This window comes from Nocardioides houyundeii, assembly GCF_002865585.1.
GTDB lineage: Bacteria > Actinomycetota > Actinomycetes > Propionibacteriales > Nocardioidaceae > Nocardioides > Nocardioides houyundeii.
Window position 1 is genome coordinate 3,008,767 of record NZ_CP025581.1, and the last position, 17,865, is coordinate 3,026,631.

General features: G+C 71.1%; 15 protein-coding genes. 7 read left to right on the top strand and 8 right to left on the bottom strand.

Features of this window, described 5'->3' with window-relative positions; all coding sequences use genetic code 11:
- Positions 1-8: 8 nt before the first annotated feature.
- Both C0R66_RS14380 and C0R66_RS14385 read left to right on the top strand, forming a co-directional pair.
- Positions 9-1,811: a glycoside hydrolase family 13 protein gene (locus C0R66_RS14380; protein ID WP_101525289.1), complete on the top strand. Its 1,803-nt coding sequence runs from the start codon at positions 9-11 to the stop codon at positions 1,809-1,811.
- A 35-nt stretch (positions 1,812-1,846) separates the two neighbouring features.
- Positions 1,847-3,061: a DUF4032 domain-containing protein gene (locus C0R66_RS14385; RefSeq protein WP_101525290.1), complete on the top strand. Its 1,215-nt coding sequence runs from the start codon at positions 1,847-1,849 to the stop codon at positions 3,059-3,061.
- Here C0R66_RS14385 and C0R66_RS14390 read toward each other — a convergent pair.
- Positions 3,048-3,593 (bottom strand): gluconokinase, encoded by a 546-nt coding sequence (locus tag C0R66_RS14390; protein ID WP_199286694.1) that lies wholly within the window; start codon positions 3,591-3,593, stop codon positions 3,048-3,050. The genes C0R66_RS14385 and C0R66_RS14390 overlap by 14 nt on opposite strands.
- A complete protein-coding gene (locus tag C0R66_RS14395) occupies positions 3,590-5,002 on the bottom strand; it encodes a GntP family permease (RefSeq protein ID WP_101525291.1) in 1,413 nt (470 codons plus the stop codon). The genes C0R66_RS14390 and C0R66_RS14395 overlap by 4 nt, the downstream gene beginning before the upstream one ends.
- 97 nt (positions 5,003-5,099) lie before the next feature.
- On the opposite strand from C0R66_RS14395, the gene C0R66_RS14400 reads away from it, so the two are divergent.
- Positions 5,100-7,322, top strand: coding sequence for an MMPL family transporter (locus C0R66_RS14400; protein ID WP_101526265.1), 2,223 nt, complete (start codon positions 5,100-5,102; stop codon positions 7,320-7,322).
- An 8-nt stretch (positions 7,323-7,330) separates the two neighbouring features.
- On the opposite strand, the gene C0R66_RS14405 is transcribed toward C0R66_RS14400, so the two are convergent.
- Positions 7,331-7,879: a nucleotidyltransferase family protein gene (locus tag C0R66_RS14405; protein ID WP_101526266.1), complete on the bottom strand. Its 549-nt coding sequence runs from the start codon at positions 7,877-7,879 to the stop codon at positions 7,331-7,333.
- 34 nt (positions 7,880-7,913) lie between these two features.
- On the opposite strand from C0R66_RS14405, the gene C0R66_RS14410 reads away from it, so the two are divergent.
- Genes C0R66_RS14410 through ppk2 form a run of 4 tightly spaced genes read left to right on the top strand, consistent with a single transcriptional unit; the run spans position 7,914 to position 10,700 of the window.
- The gene (locus C0R66_RS14410; RefSeq protein WP_101525292.1) at positions 7,914-8,684 is read left to right on the top strand and encodes an endonuclease/exonuclease/phosphatase family protein; all 771 of its coding nucleotides are present in this window, start codon (positions 7,914-7,916) and stop codon (positions 8,682-8,684) included.
- A 17-nt stretch (positions 8,685-8,701) separates the two neighbouring features.
- Positions 8,702-9,166, top strand: coding sequence for an SRPBCC family protein (locus tag C0R66_RS14415; protein WP_101525293.1), 465 nt, complete (start codon positions 8,702-8,704; stop codon positions 9,164-9,166).
- A 23-nt stretch (positions 9,167-9,189) separates the two neighbouring features.
- Complete coding sequence (locus tag C0R66_RS14420) at positions 9,190-9,906, top strand: matrixin family metalloprotease (protein ID WP_101525294.1); 717 nt, start codon at positions 9,190-9,192, stop codon at positions 9,904-9,906.
- Entirely contained in the window at positions 9,903-10,700 is a 798-nt protein-coding gene (gene ppk2 / locus C0R66_RS14425) for a polyphosphate kinase 2 (RefSeq protein ID WP_101526267.1), read from the top strand. Before C0R66_RS14420 ends, ppk2 begins: the two co-directional genes overlap by 4 nt.
- A gap of 127 nt (positions 10,701-10,827) precedes the next feature.
- On the opposite strand, the gene C0R66_RS14430 is transcribed toward ppk2, so the two are convergent.
- Genes C0R66_RS14430 through C0R66_RS14450 form a run of 5 tightly spaced genes read right to left on the bottom strand, consistent with a single transcriptional unit; the run spans position 10,828 to position 17,834 of the window.
- Positions 10,828-13,545 carry a DUF2804 family protein gene (locus C0R66_RS14430; protein ID WP_101525295.1) on the bottom strand — a complete coding sequence of 906 codons (2,718 nt, stop codon included), beginning with the start codon at positions 13,543-13,545 and terminating at the stop codon, positions 10,828-10,830.
- On the bottom strand, positions 13,542-14,810 hold the full coding sequence (locus C0R66_RS14435) for an MFS transporter (RefSeq protein WP_101525296.1): 1,269 nt from the start codon (positions 14,808-14,810) through the stop codon (positions 13,542-13,544). Before C0R66_RS14435 ends, C0R66_RS14430 begins: the two co-directional genes overlap by 4 nt.
- Before the next feature lie 10 nt (positions 14,811-14,820).
- Positions 14,821-16,248 carry a hypothetical protein gene (locus tag C0R66_RS14440; RefSeq protein WP_101525297.1) on the bottom strand — a complete coding sequence of 476 codons (1,428 nt, stop codon included), beginning with the start codon at positions 16,246-16,248 and terminating at the stop codon, positions 14,821-14,823.
- 39 nt (positions 16,249-16,287) lie between these two features.
- The gene (locus C0R66_RS14445; RefSeq protein ID WP_241901456.1) at positions 16,288-16,659 is read right to left on the bottom strand and encodes an HNH endonuclease; all 372 of its coding nucleotides are present in this window, start codon (positions 16,657-16,659) and stop codon (positions 16,288-16,290) included.
- 11 nt (positions 16,660-16,670) lie between these two features.
- A complete protein-coding gene (locus C0R66_RS14450) occupies positions 16,671-17,834 on the bottom strand; it encodes an ABC transporter permease (protein WP_101525298.1) in 1,164 nt (387 codons plus the stop codon).
- Positions 17,835-17,865 lie beyond the last annotated feature (31 nt).

A 17,865-nucleotide genomic window follows, 5' to 3' on the forward strand; every position in this document is an offset into this window, starting at 1 on the left:
ATGTACCCATGACGCTCCTCGGCCAGCCGCACCACGACGGCTCCCGTGTCTACCTCGACTCAGGCCGCGGACCCGACACCTCTCCCGAGCTCGGCGACCTGGTGACGCTGCGCGTGCGCACGGATCCCACCGACCCGGTGGAGGAGATCTGGATCCGTACGACGTACGACGCGGAGCCGGTCTTCCACCCGATGCTGCGGCACGACGACGGCACGTGGTGGCACGGCACGATCTCGGTGCACAGCCCCGTCACCCACTACCGGTTCCTGCTGTGCCGTGGCGCCACCCAGCAGTGGCTGACCGGAGCCGGGCTGGTCGACCACGACGTCCCGGACGCCTACGACTTCAAGGTCTCCGCCTTCCCCGACGCGCCCGACTGGAGCCGCGACGGCATCATCTACCAGGTCTTCCCCGACCGCTTCGCCCGTTCAGAAGCCGCGGACGCGCGCCCGACGCCGGCCTGGGCGGTCCCGGCCGAGTGGGACGACGAGGTGATCTTCGAGCCCGCCGACCCGCGCACCCCGCTGCAGCTCTTCGGCGGGGACCTGGACGGGCTGACCGAGCACCTGGACCACGTCGCGGAGGTGGGCGCCGACATCGTCTACACCACCCCGGTCTTCCCCGGCGAGAGCAACCACCGCTACAACGCCTCCACCTTCACCCGCATCGATCCGCTGCTCGGTGGCGACGAGGCGTACGCCAAGCTCAGCGCCGCCGTGCACGAGCGTGGCTGGCGCATCCTGGGCGACCTCACGACCAACCACACCGGGGACACCCACGAGTGGTTCGTCACCGCGGCCACCGACCCACGCTCCCCCGAGCGGGGCTTCTACTACTTCCGCGACGGCGGGCACTACGAGACCTGGATGGGGCACAGCACGCTCCCCAAGCTCAACCACGCCGACCCGGCCCTGCGGGCCAAGATGGTCGAGGGACCCGACTCCGTGGTGGCGCGCTGGCTGCGCCCGCCCTTCGAGCTCGACGGCTGGCGGATCGACGTCGCGAACATGACCGGACGTCTCGGCGCCGTCGACCTCACGCACGAGGTCGCCCGCGCGGTCCGGCGCACCACCGAGGCCGAGCGAGCCGACGCCCTGGTCATCGGCGAGCACAACCACGACGCCACCGGCGACGTCGACGGGGACGGCTGGCACGGGGCGATGAACTACTCCGGCTTCTCCTGGCCGGTCTGGTCCTGGCTGCGCGACCCGGGTTCCCCGGCACGGGCCTTCGGCCGGCCGGTGCCGGTCCCGCGACGCGACGGCCACGCACTGGTCCGGGCGCTGCAGGACTGGCAGGGCACGCTCGGCTGGCGCGCCACCAGCAACGGCTGGAACATCCTGGGCTCCCACGACAGCGCCCGGATCCGCACGGTGGTCGGCTCGGCCGCGGTGCACCGCGTGGCCGCGGGCCTGCAGTTCACGATGCCCGGCGTCCCGATGGTCTTCGCCGGCGACGAGATCGGCCTCGAGGGGGTGCTCGGGGAGGACTCGCGCCGCACCATGCCCTGGCACCGCCGCGACTCCTGGGACCACGACACGCTGGCGACGTACTCCGCCCTGGCGCGGGTACGCCGGGAGCACGTCGCCCTGCGCCGGGGCGGCCTGCGCTGGGCCCACGTCTCGCCGGACGCGGTCGCCTACCTCCGCGAGCACCCGGAGGGCACGCTGCTGGTGATCGCCCGACGGGCCGGCGGACCCGCGATCGCCGACCTGCCGGCGGGCGACCTGGTGCTGAGCACCGCCGAGATCGACGCGGAGCCGGGGGCCGCCTCGTCCGGACCCGTCCTCACCATCCACCGCCTGCACTGAGTCTCGGGCGCCTCGATCCGGCGTACGCTGCCCAGATGGCTCTCAGGATCGTGGCCAACCGGCCGGACACCGCCATCTTGAGGCTGCCGTGGCACACGCCTCTTCAGGAGTGGGACGAGGAGTGGGTGGTCCCCTTCCCCCGGGGCCTATCGCGGCACGTGGTCCGCATCATCCGGCTCGGCGCCAGGACCTACGCGGTCAAGGAGACGCAGGAGCCCATCGCCTTCCACGAGTACGGGATGCTCCGCGACCTGGCCCGGCTCGACCTGCCGGCGGTGCAGCCGCAGGCCGTGGTCACCGGCCGCGTGGACCACCAGGGTGCAGCGCTGCCGGCCGCACTCGTCACCGAGCACCTGCGCTTCTCGCTGCCCTATCGCAGCCTGTTCTCGCACGGCGTCACCGCGAACAGCGTCCCGTCCCTGATCGACGCCCTGGTGGTGCTGCTGGTCCGCCTCCACCTGGCCGGGTTCTACTGGGGCGACGTGTCGCTGTCGAACGTGCTGTTCCGGCGCAACGCCGGGGAGTTCGCCGCCTATCTCGTCGACGCCGAGACCGGTGAGCTGCACGGCAGCGTCAGCGACCGGATGCGTGAGCACGACGTGACCCTCGGCACCGAGAACGTCTTCGCCGAGCTGCTGGATCTCCAGGCCAGCGGCCAGGTCTCGGGAAGCCTGGACCCGCACGAGGTCATCACGCTGCTCCGCGACCGGTACGCCGTCCTCTGGGGTGAGCTGACGGAGTCCGAGGAGTTCCCGCTCGAGGAGATGTGGCACATCGAGCAGCGGATAGAGCGGCTCAACGAGCTCGGCTTCGACGTGGACGAGCTCGACATCGTCACCGACTACGACGGGGACCGGGTGCGGATCCAGCCGCGGGTCGTCGAGCTCGGGCACCATGCCCGCGAGCTGCAGGCCCTGACCGGGATGTCGGTGGAGGACAACCAGGCGCGCCGGCTGCTCAACGACCTGGCCTCCTACACCGCCACCCACGACCTGGGCCGCGAGGACCGGCACCTGGTGGCGAACCGTTGGCTCACCGAGGTCTTCGAGCCCATCGTCGCGATGGTGCCCGCCGAGGCACGCGGCAAGCTCGAGCCCGCGGAGCTGTTCCACGAGATCCTGGTGCACCGCTGGTACCTCTCCGAGCAGGCCGGTCACGAGGTCGACATCCTGGAGACCGCGCGGGACTACGTCGACCGCTTCCTGCCGCACAAGCCAGACGAGGCGATCACGCCGGTCATCCCGGACTGAGCGCCTCTCCCCCCAGGTCCAGTCGGGCCACCACCATGGCTGCGATCCGCGCCGGCGACAGGGCGACGTCCACGACCATGCCGGGCTCGTCCGGCGCGAGCGGCTCCAAGGTGTCGAGCTGGCTCTCCAGCAGCGTGGGCGGCATGAAGTGCTCCCGAGCCGACATCCGCTGGAGCAGCAGCCCCTTGTCGCCGACCATGTGCACGAAGAACGTGCCCGCCCCGCCACGGCGCAGCACCTCGCGGTAGGAGCGACGCAGCGCCGAGCAGCTGATGATCGTCGGCGTGCCGCGCTCGTCGCGCTCCTTGGTCCAGGCGGCCAGCGACTCCAGCCACCCCCAGCGGTCCTCGTCGGTGAGCGGTCGCCCCGACTCCATCTTGGCGATGTTCTCCGGGGGGTGGAAGTCGTCTCCCTCGGCCAGCTCCCAGCCCAGCTGCTCGGCCACCGCGGTCGCGGCGGTGCTCTTGCCAGATCCCGAGACCCCCATGAAGACCAGGTGCAGCGGGGTCCCCTGGGGGCTCCCGGGCGTCATCCGACCAGCCACAGTCCGCAGGCGAGCACGAAGATCGACAGGCCCAGCGTCGTCTCCATCACCGTCCACGTCCGCAGGGTGGTCTTGACGTCCATCCCGAAGAACCGGCCGACCAGCCAGAAGCCGGAGTCGTTGACGTGGCTGAGCACCGTGGCGCCGGCGGCGATCGCCATCACCAGTGCGACCAGCTGCACCGACGACGGGTCGTCGGTGACCACCGCCGCCGAGATCAGTCCAGCGGTGGTGGTCAGCGCCACCGTGGCCGACCCCTGGGCGACGCGCAGGATCGTGGCGATCACGAACGCCGAGACGATCAGCGGCAGCCCGAGGTCCGCCAGCGAGTCCGACAGCGCTGCGCCGATCCCGCTGTAGCGCAGCACGCCGCCGAACATCCCGCCGGCACCGGTGATCAGGATGATGGCGCAGATCGGGCCGAGCGCGTCGTTGAGGATCGACTCGACGTCGGCCAGCGAGTGACCCCTCGTGCCCAGGGTGTACGTCGCGACCAGCAGCGTGATCAGCAGCGCGACCGGCGTCTGTCCCACGAAGATGACCGCGTCGACCAGCGCGCCCTCCTCGTCGAGGTCGCCGGCGGTCCGCAGCGTGCTGAGGATCGTGTTGGCGCCGATGAGCACCAGTGGCAGGAGCAGGATCGCCAGCACGTGCACGAACGACGGCGGGGTGCGACGCTGCTCGGCGCCGTCACCCTCGGCCGCGTCGGTGGAGGATCCGCCGCGGTGCCCGGTCAGGACGCTGTCGTCGATCGGCACGTACACCTTGCCGGCGTACGCCTGGGTGAACAGGTAGACGCCGACGTACCAGGCGATGACCGCGACGGGGACCCCGATCAGGGTGGTGAGGCCGATGCTGGCCCCGACCTCGGTGGCGGCGGTGACCGGGCCGGGGTGCGGCGGGACGATGGCGTGCATGGCCGCGAAGGCGCCGGCAGCCGGCAGCGCGTAGAGGAGCACCGAACCGCCGAAGCGCGTGGCGACGGAGAAGATGATGGGCAGGAAGACCACCAGACCGGCGTCGAAGAAGATCGGCAGACCGAAGAGCAGCGCGGCCACACCGAGCGCCAAGGGCGCCCGATGTTCCCCGAACCGGCTGATCAGGGTGTCGGCCAGCACCTGCGCACCGCCGGTCACCTCCAGCAGTCGGCCGATCATTGCGCCCAGACCGACCAGCAGGGCCACGGTGCCAAGCGTGGAGCCGAAGGCTCCCACCGCGACTCCGGCGACGTCGGCCAAGGGCACGCCCGAGGCGATCGCGGTGCCGAAGCTGACCAGCACCAGGGCCACGAAGGCGTGCATCTTCAAGGCGATGATCAGCACCAGCAGGACCACGATCCCCGCAGCCGCGATGAGCAGCAGCGTCGCCGAGCCGTACGCCGGTTCCATGGGATCCATGGACGACTCCTCCCGAGAGCAGGTGTGATGTGCAGCACGCTAGCGGAGCGGGCAGACGACGCCTACCGTGTCGGCCCCGAATGGGAGGGTGGACCCCGTGACCGCACCCGAACCCCTCCTCGCTCGCCTCGGCCGCAGCACGGCGCGCCACCGCCTGGCCTACGCCCTCACCTGGCTGGTCCTGGTGGTGGTCGGGTTCGTGACCAGCCTGGGGCTGCTCGGTGGCGACTCGCTCTTCGACCGGCTGCAGAGCGGCGACATCGTGGCGCCGGGCGAGGCCCAGGTCGGGCGCGACCTGGTCGCCAGCGCCGACGAGAGCGCCCTGACGGTGATGCTGCGGGTGGACGGCGCCGACCTGAGCGACCCCGCCCTGGCCAAGGCGGTGCAGGAGACGGTCGCCCGGGTCGAGGCGGTCGACGGCGTCGGCGAGGTGACCTCGCCGATGACCACTCCGGGCTGGCCCACCTCCCCTGAGTCGTTGGCGCTGGTGGCCGACCAGGACCCGGCCAGCGGCTCCTTCCTGATCGTCGCGGGCAGCGGCAGCGAGCCGGGCAGCGAGCTGCAGGACGAGATCGTCGAGGAGCTGGAGCTGGCCGCCCAGGACCTGCTCACGCCGTACTCGCAGGCGCGCACCCTGGGCGGGACCGGGCTCCTGGTCGACGACGTCGTGACCCAGATCGCCGACGACCTCAAGACCGGCGAGGGCATCGCCCTGCCCCTGTCGCTGCTGCTGATGGTCTTCGTCTTCGGCGGCTTCATCGCCGCCGGCATGCCGATCGCCGGGGCCATCGCCTCCATCGCCGGCGGGCTGAGCATCCTGCTCGGCTTCTCGCACCTGATCGACCTCGACGCCTCGGTGGTCAACATCGTCACCGTGATGGGGCTGGCGCTCTGCATCGACTACGGGCTGCTGCTGGTCAGCAGGTTCCGCGAGGAGATCTCCCGGGTCGCCCCGGGGGTGCCGCACTCCGACCTCACTGACGCCCAGGTCGAGGACGCGGTCGCCGGAGCCGTGGCGACCGCCGGTCGCACCGTCCTGTTCTCCGCCCTGATCGTGGGCATCTCCCTGTCGGGCCTGATGCTCTTCGAGGCCCCGATCATGCGCGCGATCGGCGCCGCCGGCGTCTCGATCGTGCTCGTCGCCCTGATCGTCGCCCTGACCCTGGTGCCCGCCCTGTGCGCCCTCGGGGCGCGACGCCTGGGCACCCGTCGGGGCGCCGAGGCCGCCCCCGACGAGGGTGTCTTCAGCCGTCTGGCGGCCCTGGTGCAGCGACGTCCCGCCCTGACCACGCTGGCCAGCGTGGCCGTCCTGCTCTTCCTGGCCATGCCCGCCCTGGACCTGCGGCTCAACGCCTCGGGGGTCGAGCTGCTCCCCGAGGGCGCCGAGCAGCGGGTCTTCTTCGAGGGGGTCGAGGAGGACTTCCCAGCCCTGGACACCCCGTCGGTCACGGTGGTGGCCCAGGCCGACCCGGAACAGGCCGCCGCCTGGGTCCCCGAGCTCGAGGCCCTGCCGGGAGTCCTGTCGGTGACGCCACCGAAGGAACTCAGGCCGGACCTCGTCACCATCGGCCTCCAGACCGAGGGGGGCGACATGGGCGACGCGGCCCGCGAGGTGGTGCGCACCCTGCAGGGTGGCGAGGCAGCCGGCTTCCCCACCTGGGTCACCGGCCAGACAGCCTCCCTGGTCGACTTCACCGACTCCGTCGGCGACCGGGCTCCCTGGGCGGCGCTGTGGATCGCGACCGCCACCTTCGCGCTGCTCTTCCTGCTGACCGGCAGCGTCGTCATCCCGCTCAAGGCGCTGATCCTCAACATCGTCTCGCTGGGCGCGAGCCTGGGGGTGCTCGTCTGGGTCTTCCAGGAGGGGCACCTGGAGTCGGTGCTGGGCTTCAGCTCCGTGGGCGGGATCGAGTCGGTGATCCCGCTGCTGGTGCTGGCCTTCGGGTTCGGCCTGTCGATGGACTACGAGGTCTTCCTGCTCGCCCGCATCATCGAGCTGCACGAGCAGGGGCACGACGACGACACCGCGGTCCGGCTGGGCCTGCAGCGCTCCGGGAGGATCATCACCTCGGCGGCGGTCATCATGGTGATCGTCTTCTCCGGCTTCGCCGCGGGCCAGATGCTGGTGATCAAGGAGACCGGTTTCGCCCTCGCCGTGGCGGTGCTGATCGACGCCACCCTGGTCCGGATGATCATCGTGCCGGCCACCATGACGATGCTGGGCAGGTGGAACTGGTGGGCGCCGGCCTGGATGAAGCGGGTCCACGCCAAGTACGGCGTGCGCGAGCACTCCTCCCCCGTGGCGGCACGGGGGGCGTGAGTGCGGCCTCAGATGATGGAGAGCCGCTCCAGCAGGAACAGGAACGCCACCGCGAACGCGTTGTCGTCGGTCTCGGCACGCACCACGTCCCAGTCGACCTGCTCGCGCAGTGCCCGCGCGACCGGCATCAGCCGGCCGAAGTCGCAGTAGCGCTCGTCCATCGCGTGCAGCTTCTGCACCATCAGCCGGGTGGCCGGGAGCACCGGCATCACCACCGAGATGACCTCGATGTGGTCGGCGTCGGCGAGCATCGCGCGCTCGGCCGGGATGGTGGCGTCGCGATGGATGACGTCGACCATGACGTCGTCGGTGAAGACCTTGAACAACCAGTCCTCGGGTGGCTGCACCACCTGGAAGCCGCGCTCCGCCAGCAGGCTGGCCACCTGGGGCGCGTCCTCCTCGGCCACCACGAAGTCGACGTCGTGCTCCGGCTCGGGGCCGCCCCGGGCCCACGAGGCGTACCCGCCGGCGAGCGCGAACGGCAGGCCGATCTCCTTGAGGGCGACCGCGACACGCTTCAGCGCCTCGCGAAGGTTCTCCTGCTCGACGTCGATCACGCGCACACGCTACCGAGGCTGGCAGAGTGGAGGCATGCGGGTCACCACGTTCAACATCTTGCACGGCCGCTCACCCGACGACGACCAGGTCGACCTGGCCCGCTTCTGTGAGGCGATCGCGAGCCTGGACGCCGACGTCCTGGCGCTCCAGGAGGTCGACCGCAACCAGGCCAGGTCCGCGGGCGCAGACCTGACCGCCCTGGCGGCAGAGGCCATGGGCGCCCAGGACCATCTCTTCGTCGCGGCCCTGCACGGCAACCCCGGGGTCTGGATGGCCGCCGACGGTGACGAGCAGCCCGACGCCGCGGGGTACGGCGTGGCCCTGCTCTCCCGCTATCCGGTGACGGCCTGGCAGACGATCCGGCTGGCCCCGGTGCCGGTGCGGGTGCCGATGTTCTTCCCTGGCAGCCGGCGCCCCGAGATGGTGCAGGACGAGGCTCGGGTGGCGGTCGCGGCCACGATCGAGTCGCCACTGGGACCGGTGACCGTGGCCAACACCCACCTGACGTTCATCGAGTGGTGGCAGCGCCGTCAGCTCCGCACCCTGCGCCAGGCCTTCGAGGCACGAACCACGCCACTGATCCTGGCCGGAGACCTCAACATGGGCCCGGCACGGGCCGCTCGACTGACGGGACTGGCGGCCCTGGCGGCCGCTCCCACCTTCCCCGCCGACGTGCCCGGCGAGCAGCTCGACCACCTGCTCGGCACCCCCGACCTCGCCGCGCGCGTCACGTCGAGCCGGGCGCAGCGCCTGGCACTGTCCGACCATCGGGCGCTCTCGGTCGATCTTCGACCGACCACCTGACCCCTACGCTGGACGCCATGACCACTGACCGCGACCGGGTGAGCGTGGAACGCGTCATCCCCGCGCCCCCCGAGAAGATCTTTGACCTGCTGGTCGACCCCGCCAGGCACCTGGACATCGACGGGTCCGGAACCGTCAAGCGGGCCCGCTCCGGCGGTCGGCGGCTCAGGCTGGGTGACTCGTTCGGGATGGACATGAAGATCGGCGCCAAGTACTCCACCCGGAACCAGGTGGTGGCGCTGGAGGACAACCGCCGCATCGCGTGGCGCACGCTGGCTCCCTTCCCGCTGACGTGGTTGTTCACCGGCCGCACGTGGAGCTATGACCTGGAGCCGGTGGACGGTGGCACCCGGGTCCGCGAGACCTGGGACATCAGCACCGAGGCCGCCATCGGGCGTCCCGCGGTGCGTCGGATGGCGGGACACACGCGGCGCAACATGGAACGGACCCTGCAGCGGATCGAGGACCTGGTCACCTCCTGACCGGGTTCCCTAGGATCGCAGCCATGGCCCGGATCGGCCCCGCGACGTTGGGGATCGGCATCGCAGTGGCCCTGCTCTGCGGTCTGTCACTGCTCTCCCCCGGCAGCGAGCTCCAGCGGCTGCGCGAGATGGCCGGGGTGGCCGAGCCGTTGGGGGTGCCGCCAGACGTCGACGAATCGGGCTCCTACGCCTTCACCGTCACCCAGCCCGGAAGCTCGGAGCCGGTCGGCTACAGCCCTTGCCGGCCGATCCGCTACCGGGTCAACCCGCTGCACGCGCCCGAGGACTACCAGGACTACGTCGACCAGGCCGTGCGGCAGGTGAGCGCGGCCACTGGTCTGGTCTTCGAGTACCAGGGCACCACCGACTCCCGGGAGTTCTTCGGCCCGGCCACCGACCGCGACGCTCCCGTGGTGGTGGCCTGGGCGACGGAGGACGAGGTGGAGGCGCTGGCCGGGAACGTCGCCGGTGTGGCCGGCAGCTCCTGGATCACCACCTCGCCCCGTCACCGGCAGTACTCCGCCGGCTCGGTGGTCCTGGACGCCGACAGCTTCGCCAGCTTCTGGAACCCCGAGTACGACCTGGAGGCGATCGTGACCCACGAGTTCGGACACCTGGTGGGCCTGGCCCACGTGGAGGACCGTCACGAGCTGATGAACGCCGAGACCACCGGGCAGCGCACCTTCGGTCCCGGTGACCTGTCCGGTCTCGCCCGTCTGGGCCGGGTGCCGTGCCGATGACTGCTCCGCGGCTCAGCAAGGCGACGTACGAGGCGGAGCTCTTCCGGCTCCAGGCCGAGCTGGTCAAGGTCCAGGAATGGGTCAAGGCCGAGGGCCAGCGGGTCGTGGTGGTCTTCGAGGGCCGGGACGCCGCTGGCAAGGGCGGGACCATCAAGCGGATCACCGAGTACCTCAGCCCGCGGGTGGCCCGGATCGTGGCACTGCCGATGCCCACCGAGCGGGAGCGCACCCAGTGGTACTTCCAGCGGTACGTCGAGCAGCTGCCCGCTGCCGGGGAGATCGTCCTGTTCGACCGCTCCTGGTACAACCGCGCCGGCGTGGAGCGGGTGATGGGGTTCTGCACCCCGGTCGAGCACCGTCGGTTTCTGCACCAGTGCCCCATCTTCGAGCGGCTGCTGGTGGAGGACGGCATCCTGCTCCGCAAGTACTGGTTCTCGGTGAGCGACACCGAGCAGCAGCGGCGCTTCAAGGCGCGCCTGCAAGATCCGATGCGGCAGTGGAAGCTCTCGCCGATGGACCTGGAGTCCATCACCCGCTGGGAGGACTACTCCCGCGTCAAGGACGAGATGATGGTGCACACCGACATCGGTGAGGCACCGTGGTACGTCGTGGAGTCGGACTCCAAGAAGCGGGCGCGGCTGAACATGATCGCCCACCTGCTCTCCACGCTGCCCTACACCGAGGTGCCGCTGCCGACCCTGTCGCTGCCCGAGCGACCGGAGTCGCGGGGCTACCAGCGGCCGCCGCGCGAGCAGACGACGTACGTGCCCGACCACAGCGCGACGCTGGAGTGATGCCGGGAAATGGAATGACCCCGCTGGCGTCTCGGGTCGCCAGCGGGGTCAGGAGAATCATGCGCTCGAAAGTGGTTAAAAGCAGCACTTTCCGGACAAATGTGGCGCACGTCTCAAGATCCCAGGGTCACCAGCGGTTGTGCACGTCCTCGGCCCAACCCACCACGTCCGCGACGCGGACCCACTCGCCGGCATCGTCGCGGACCCGGCCGGACCAGTGGCCGAAGCACTGGTGCGTCTTGGAGGCGAAGACCTTCACGTCGGTGACCGACTCCTTGAGGTGGAACGGCGTGAACGTCAGGTCCACCCGGTCGCCCATGACGGTCCACGGCGCCAGCCAGTCGTCGCGGTCATAGGTCCAGACCAGCTCCTCGCTGATCTTGGAGAGACGACCGTCCACGAGCAAGGAGTTCTCCACCGACCCGGTGCCGTCGGTCCACTGCCCACCGACCTGGATGCCGATCACCCGCCCGTCGACGCGACCGGACCCGGCACCCCAGTTCCACCGGATGTCGTAGGGCCAGCGTCCCCGGCCGTGGTCCAGCGTCGCCCAGGACTCCCCCTCGGGCACGACCGCCTCCACCCCGTCCACCCAGACCGAGCCGGTGGCGGGCCGGGCGACGTCCTTGACGGTGTACTGGAAGAGCCGGTCGGTCCACGGCACCACCACCCCCAGGCACTCGTGCCCCTCGGGCCGGTGCGCCACCACGTCGATCCGCACCCGCTCCCCCTGCGCGCGCAGTCGGGTGCCGCCTGCGACCTCCTCGATGTCGATGCGCACGGCCTTGGTGCGCGACCTCGCGGGCCCGTCCCCCAGGGTCCCCGGCAGGGTGGCGCTCCGGCCGAGCACCCCGATGGCGTCGTGCGCGATCGCCTCACCGGTGGCGCGGTCCAGCAGCCAGATGCCGTGCACGGCGGCGTAGTCGATGTCGGAGACCACCAGCGCGACCACGTGCGTGGGAGTGGTGACGGCCCAGTACTCCCAGCGCTTGTTGCGTCCCCGTCCGAGCCGTCCGCGGCCGATGCCGTCGGTGGAGATCACCGGTGTGCGGGTCCAGCCCACGGCGGCGGGGTTCAGCCGGCCGTCCGGCAGCGTCAAGGACACCGCCTCGGTGATCTCCCGCTCTCTCACCGCACCGCCGGTGAACCGCTGGCGCAGCGAGTCGTTGGAGGCGCGCACCGCGTCGGCGTCCACCTTGAGCTCGCGTCGGTCGTAGGTCATGAGTCCGTTCGTCTCCTCTTCCACGTCGGTGAGCTGGGTGTAGACGAAGGCGGCCAGGCCGTCCCGCACCGCCGGCCCGACCTGGAGGTCCTGCAACCGCAGGAACGCGGCCTGGAAGGCAGCCCGGTCGGCGTACTTGCGGTAGCCGAACTCGGCGTCGCTCCAGGTGTGGCCCGGCACGCGGTGGGAGTAGCCGCCGTACTCCGAGAGCACGGCGGCGCGCGGGTCGGCCCGATCGGCCCGCGAGAGCCGGTAGCGGCGGAAGTAGACGTGGCGGCTGACCATGTCGCCCGCACCCTGGTCGTGCCAGCCGCTGGCGTGGTCGACGAGCCGGGTGGGGTCCAGCTCCTTGAGCCAAGCGGCGGCCTCGGCGGCGTCGAACTGGCCCCAGCCCTCGTTGAACGGCACCCAGGCGGCGATGCTCGGCACCGACTGGAGCAGGTGCACGGTCGCCTCGAGCTCGTCGACGAACTCCGCGCGACCTTCGTCGTCCTGACGGCCGAACAGGGCGTGCCGGTGGTCCGAGAGCTTCACCGGGGCCAGCACCGGGGTGGTGACCACGGCATGCCGATAGCTGCGCCCGCCGTTGACCATGTCCTGCCACACCAGCATGCCGAGGCGGTCGCAGTGGTGGTACCAACGCAGCGGCTCGATCTTGATGTGCTTGCGCAGCATCGTGAAGCCGAGCTCCTTGGCGGTGCGGATGTCGTGGACCATGGCCTCGTCGGTCGGGGCGGTGTAGAGACCGTCGGGCCAGTAGCCCTGGTCGAGGAGCCCGGCGTGCAGGTAGGGCTCGCCGTTGAGCAGCAGCCGCGTGTGCCCGTGCCGGTCCGGGCCGATCCCGAACGAGCGCATGCCCACATAGCTGGTGACCTCGTCCTCGTCCAGGGTCACCGAGACGTCGTACAGGAAGGGGTCCTCCGGCGACCAGGTGCGGACCTCGGCGCCGAGCCACACGCGGGTCGGGACGCCGACCGGCACCTCCTCGCTCACCACGCCGATGGTCACCCGCGCGACCTCCGGCGCGTCGGCACCGGGGACGACCGTCACCTCCACCTCGCCCGCGTCCAGGTGGGGGGTCAGCACGAGCTGCTCGACCCACTGCCGCGGGACGGACTCCAGCCACACCGTCTGCCAGATCCCGGACTGCCCGGAGTACCAGATGCCGCCCGGATCGAGCTTCTGCTTGCCGCGGCTGCGGAACGAGGTGTCGGTGACGTCACGCACCCGCACCACGAGCTCGAAGCCGGGTCCGGTGAGAGCGTCGGTGACGTCGAGGGCGAACGGCAGGTAGCCGCCGCGGTGGCCGCCCACGGGCGCCCCGTCGACCCAGACCTCGCAGTCCTGGTCGACCGCGCCGAAGTGCAGCAGCACCCGGTCGCGGACGAAGCCGTCGGGCAACGTGACCGTACGCCGGTACCAGAGCGCCTCGTCCGGCTGCAGGGTCCGCCCCACCCCGGACAGGGGCGCCTCGGGTGAGAACGGGACCAGGATCGGGCCGTCCCAGACCTGGGGGTGCGCCCAGTCGCCGGCGTCGGTGAACGCGTGCTCCCAGGTGCCGTTGAGGTTGAGGTAGGAGCCGCGGACCAGCTGGGGTCGCGGGTACTCGGTCAGCACGCTCATGCTGCCGCCTGCTCCAGCAGGGGGTCCTCGACGCGGTCGAGCAGTCGCAGCGGGATCACCACCAGCATCACCACTGCCAGGGCCGCCACGAAGATCCACGGCGTCGGCACCTGCTTGACCACACCGAGCTCCACGAAGCTCTCGTCGGCACCGACGATCACGGCGGCTCCCAGGAAGGGTCCGACGACCATCGGGACGAGGATCGCGAAGACCATGCGCAGACCCTGCACCTGGCCGGCCCGGTCGGGCGGGGTGAGGTTGCGGACGGTGGCCGAGATGGCGGCGACGCCCAGCATGAAGCCAGACATCAGCACGATGCCGGCACCGATCACCGGCAGCATGCCGCGAGCGAAGAAGAAGGCGACCAGCCCGACGGCGTACACCCCGACGACCGGAAGGATCGCCCGCGCGGCACCCACCCGGTCCAGCACCCGACCCCCCGCGACGCTGACCGCAGCCGCTCCCAGCAGCACCGAGGCGAGCACGATCGCGTAGCCGTCGATGTCGAGGTAACGCTGGACGTAGATGATGAGGAACGGCAGGAAGACCTGGGTGCTGGTGCCCAGGACCGCCCACGCGGCGAGCGCCAGGTAGAGCCGGGGATTCGACCGCGCCGTGGACGGCCGAAGTCCGTGCAGCACCGACGAGAGGTAGGTGCCCGCGGGTCGGGGCTGCCGCGTCTCGGTCAGTCCGAACCACGCGACCACGCCGACCAACGCGGTCACCCCGCCCACGATCGCGAAGAAGAGCTGCCAGTGTCCGCCGCGGGTCAGCGGGTCCAGGGCACCGAAGACGATGAGCATCGCGAGCAGCGGCAGGGTGGCGAGCACGCCGTCCACCCGTCCCCGGTTGCCGACGTCGGTGGAGTCGGTGACCCAGGCGTTGAAGGCCGCGTCGTTGGCGGTCGCCCCGAGGGCGCTCATCAGGCAGTCGAGCAGGATGATCACGGTCACAGCCACGGTGACCGCCTCGGCGCCGACGAGGCCGAAAGCGGCGGTGCAGGCTCCCCACAGCACGTAGCCGACGGCGATGAGCTCCCGGCGCCGCCCCGCCCGGTCCGAGGCGGCGCCCGCGAGCAGGGTGGCAGTCGTCGCGGCGAGCGCGCTGCTGGCGACCAGGGTGGCGAGCACCGTCGGGGAGTCGGTGATGGTCTCGTAGACGAACACGTTGAGGTACATGTTCTCGACCGTCCAGGCCAGCTGTCCGGTCAGCCCGAGGATCACGACCCAGCTCCAGAGGCGGCGGTCGACGACGGGCCCAGGCATGCGCCGGACCCTACCGGTAGACCCCGAGGTCGATCTCAGCGTTGCTGAGGTAGACCTCCACGCCGGGCGGGGCGCCCAGCATCAGCTCGGCCTCCTCCATCGACAACCGGCGACTCCCGCGCTCGTCGACCAGCACGCAGGTCCCGAAGGGGGTCTGCCACAACGCGCGGCCGCGTCCGCACGAGCGATAGCGGAAGCCTCCGTGGGTCTTCCAGCGGTGGTGGGTGCGGCGCAGCGGGCTGGCGTTGTGAGGACCGGTCTGGCCGGGTGGACCCGCCGGGTCGTAGGGCTCCACGTGGTCGAAGTCCACACGGTCGCGGGTGGCGGTCCTGGGAGAGAAGGGGAATACGTCACCGCCTGACAGCAACCAGGCGATGTCCTTGGAGCTCTCCGGGTGCTCGTACTGGTCGACCCGGGGGCGGAGCGCGGTGTCGAGCACCGGGGTCAGTCGCACGTCGGCGTGCCCGAGGAGCTCCCGCAGCGCCTGCACCAGCGCCGGCCCCAGCCCCTCGATCCGAGCCAGGCCCGCCTGGCGGAGCAGCGAGGTGTCAGTGACGTGGACGAAGACCTGTCCTCGACCGCGCAGCGCGGCCAGCTGACGGGTGGACATCGTGGCCAACCGCTCGACCGTGCGCAGCAGGTGGTCGGGCGCCCAAGCCGGACGGGTCTCCTCGGGCTGCCCGGGATCCGGGACGTGGTGGTCGAGGAGCAGCTTCAGCAGCTCGGCGGGACGTGCCAGCCAGCCGAAGGCCTCGGCACGCAGCTCGTCCCGGTTGCCTTCCTCCCGCTGTGCGTCCGCCAGCACGTCGGCCACCCGGTCGAGCAGGGCGTCGACCCAGGCCGCGTCGCCGGCGTTCACCCGGGCGATGACGTGGCGGAACCCGAACTCGTCCACCTTGCCGAGGGCGACGTACCGTCGTCGGCGCTCGATCTCCCTACGCATGGCGAACGCCTCTGGATCCGCCTCGACGGTCTTCGCCCGCGCGATCTCCAGCACGGTCGACGGGGAGTGCCCCGCGATCGCGCGCGCGACTGAGGCGTCCACGATGCCGACGGTCTCGACCGGGACCGAGCGGGAGAGCACCGCCACCTTCCGCGCCACCCAGGGCTCGCAGGAGCCCGAGACCACGACCGCCCAGGTGCGTGGGAGCCGGTGCTGGAGGTCGAGGGTGTCGGCCATGAGAGCCCTCGTGGTGGCCACGTGCGAGTCCCGAGAGATGGCCAGGTCGGGCAACGCGAACTCCCGCACGGGGGGAGTCCCGTCACCCCCGGGACGGATCATCGGGTCATCGTCGTCGCAGGGATGACCGTGCAGCACGGCCCACTGCGCGGCCAGCTGCATCTCCGCGACCTCCGCGAGCCGTCTCGCTCGAAGGGTGCGCGAGGCGGTCTCGAGGAGCGCCGTCGAAGACAGCTCGTCGATCTCCGTCAGGACCATGGTTCCGATCCTAGATCGAACACCTGTTCGAATGAATACCTAACCTGAAGGATCCTCCGCCGAGGGAAACCGTCGGCCCATCTCGGCGCTGATCACCACGTGACGCTCCAGGAAGGCCCGCTCGTCCAGCCGCTTGCGCCGCAGCCAGGCGGTCACCTCGTCGTTGCACTTGCTCGCGTTGCACGACCCGCACGCCGGCGCGATGTTGGCCAACGTGTAGCGACCCCCGCGCGAGATCGGCAGGACGCAGTCGCGCTGCAACGGCCGGTCCGCCGCGCCGCAGTAGGCGCAACCACCCCAGGCGGCCTGGAGCGCGCTCCACTGCTCCGCGGTCAGGTCGTGCTCGACCTTGGCCATGCGACGCTTGCGGCGGCGGGCCACGGTCGCCTTGCGGCTGCGGTTGAGGGGCACGGCGCGCGGGCTCACATCGCCCGAGCCAGGCTACGGCGCAGCGACAACGCACCGAGGCCGAGCAGAAGCAGGGCCATCCCGGCGAGCACGCCGAGCTGGGGCAGCACGTCGAGCAGACCGCCCCCACGGCGCTGGATCTCGGCGAAGGCCTCGTAGGCCCAGGCGTGCGGGGTCACGTGCGAGACGGTCCGGATGGTGTCGGGGAAGAGCTCGAGCGGCAGCATCGAGCCGCCCAGGGCGGCCAGCACCAGGCCCAGCCCGATGCCCAGGGCCGCAGCGGCGCCCTCGTTCTCCAGCAGCGTGCCGAGGAGGATCGCCGCCCCGGAGGCGACGAGGGCGAACAGCGCGACGACCACCAGGGAGAGCCACAGACTCCCCCAGCTCACTCCGAACAGCACCGACGTGGCCAGCATCAAGTAGCCGCCCTGGAAGAACCCCAGCGCCCAGCGGCCCAGGGTCTGACCGGCGATCACCTGGGTGGTGGAGACAGGCCCTGCCAGCATCCGCGCGACCACACCGAGTCGCCGGGCCTTGATCAGCGTGGCAGAGCCCGAGAGGGTGGCGAGGAAGACGAAGAGCAGCAGCTGTCCCGAGGCACCGAGGTCGAACTGCCCCAGCCCGTCGAACTCCTCGCTGAGCTCGTCAATGTCGGTGACCTCCAGGACGGGCGCACTGGTTTCCTGCCGCGCCTGCGCCAGGGCCGCCTCGGCTCGGCCCGCCGGTACGCCGTACGCCTCCAGCGCGGCGACCTGACCGTTCGCGGCCTGCAGGGCGGCGACCGCCGTGCGGACCTGCTGCTCCACGACCTGCGCGTTCGGAGACGACGCCCGCACCATGGTGAGTCGCACCTCGTCCCCGGACGCGTACGCCGCGTCGGCCTCGTCGTCCACGCGCAGCGCGACGTCCAGCCGACCACGGGCCAGCTGCTCGAGGGCCGCGTCCCACTCGGGGTCGCTGACCTCGATGTCCTCGGACTCCAGCCCGGTGACCAGACCTGCGGTCAGGGCGCTGTCGCTGCCGCTGACCGCGACCCGGCCGGTGGTGGCCCCCTCGCCGAACTGGGCACCGATCATCAGCACCAGCAGCAGCGGGAAGATGAAGACGAAGAAGATGTTGGAGCGGTCCCGGACGAAGAGCCGCAGCTCCACCCCGGCGACGGTGAGCGCGTTCCTCATGACAGCGCCCCCGGTCGGGCACCAGCCGGGA